The sequence below is a fragment of the Actinomadura sp. 6K520 genome, assembly GCF_004349245.1.
Classification (GTDB): Bacteria; Actinomycetota; Actinomycetes; order Streptosporangiales; family Streptosporangiaceae; genus Spirillospora.
The window spans coordinates 1-1,397 of sequence record NZ_SMLC01000396.1; the positions used below are offsets into that span (position 1 = coordinate 1).

Below are 1,397 nucleotides of genomic sequence, written 5' to 3' on the forward strand. Positions count from 1 at the left end.
GGCCGGGCGGGGCGACGAACGTCCCGGCGTACTACTCGTGGGTCAGCTTCTTCGAGAAGTCCGACGTCGGCTACGGCTCGGCGATCGCGACCGTGCTGACCCTGGTGGTCGTCGCGCTGACCGTGGTGTTCCTGCGCATGCAGGGGCGTGAGCTTGGGGAGGAGCGGTGACCGCGACCCTCGCGAAGGGGACCGGGGTGCCGCCGCGCGCCCGGCGGCCCGGCGCCGCCGGGCGGAGGCGGCGGCGCGGCCCGTCGGCCTACGCGGTGCTGGTGGCGCTGACCGCGTTCGCCGGCGTGATGCTGATCCCGTTCGTCGTGGTGCTCTTCAACGCGCTGAAGACGCCGCGGGAGTACTCCTCCAAGGGGCCGCTGGCGCCGCCGGACGGGTTCAACCTGGACGCCGTCCGCGCGTTCTGGGAGCGCGTCGAGTTCGGGCAGGTGCTGCTGAACAGCGTGTTCATCAGCGGTTCCGTGGCCGTCCTCGCCGTCCTGCTGTCGGTCCTGAACGCCTACGCCCTCGGCATCGGCCGGATCAAGGGGCGGATGTGGGTGCTGGTCCTGCTGCTGATGGCGAACACCGTGCCGCAGGAGGCGCTCGTCTACCCGCTCTACCACCTGTCCAAGCAGGTCGGCCTGTACGACACGAGGATCAGCGTGATCATCGTGTTCACCGTCATCCAGAGCGCCTTCGGGACGTACCTGCTGGCGTCGGTGCTGTCGGCGTTCCCGCGCCCGCTGCTGGAGGCGGCGCGGATCGACGGCGCGGGCCGGTGGCAGGTGCTGTGGCGGGTGGTCGTGCCGGTCGTGCGGCCGACGCTGTCGGTGCTGATGGTGTTCTTCTTCGTGTGGACCTGGAACGAGTTCCTGATCCCCATGGTCTTCCTCATCTCCAACGAGAACCAGACGGTCTCGGTCGCGCTCGGCGTGCTCCAGGGGCAGCGGCTCATGGACGCCACGATGTCCAGCGCCGCGTCACTGCTCGGCCTGCTCCCGACCGTTCTCTTCTTCCTCATCTTCCAGCGCACTCTGTCGCGCGGGCTCACTGCGGGGGCGATCAAATAATGAAGTTCAGCGACGGCTACTGGATGATGCGCGACGGTGTGCACGCGTCTCACCCGGTGGAGGTCCTCGACGTCGACACCGGCCCCGGCTCGTTCACGGTGTACGCGCCCGTGCAGCGCATCAGGCACCGGGGCGACCTGCTCAAGGGCCCGGTGGTCACGCTGACGTGCGACTCGCCGATGCCGGACGTCGTCGGCGTCACCCTCACCCATTTCGCGGGGGAGCGGAGGCGCGGCCCCGATTTCGAGCTCGCCACCGACCCGGCGGGCGAGGTGTCCGTCGACGACGACGCGGCGACGCTGACGTCGGGCGCGCTGTCGGTGCGGGTAGGGCG

General features: G+C 69.9%; 1 protein-coding gene and 1 pseudogene. Both read left to right on the top strand.

Annotated elements, in window-relative coordinates; genetic code table 11:
* Positions 1 to 166: 166 nt before the first annotated feature.
* Positions 167 to 1,063, top strand: a complete 897-nt coding sequence (locus tag E1289_RS37590; protein WP_243713488.1) for a carbohydrate ABC transporter permease — start codon at positions 167 to 169, stop codon at positions 1,061 to 1,063.
* Positions 1,063 to 1,397 (top strand): annotated as a pseudogene (locus E1289_RS37595) (alpha-xylosidase); the annotation flags it as partial. The gene E1289_RS37590 and the pseudogene E1289_RS37595, both read left to right, overlap by 1 nt.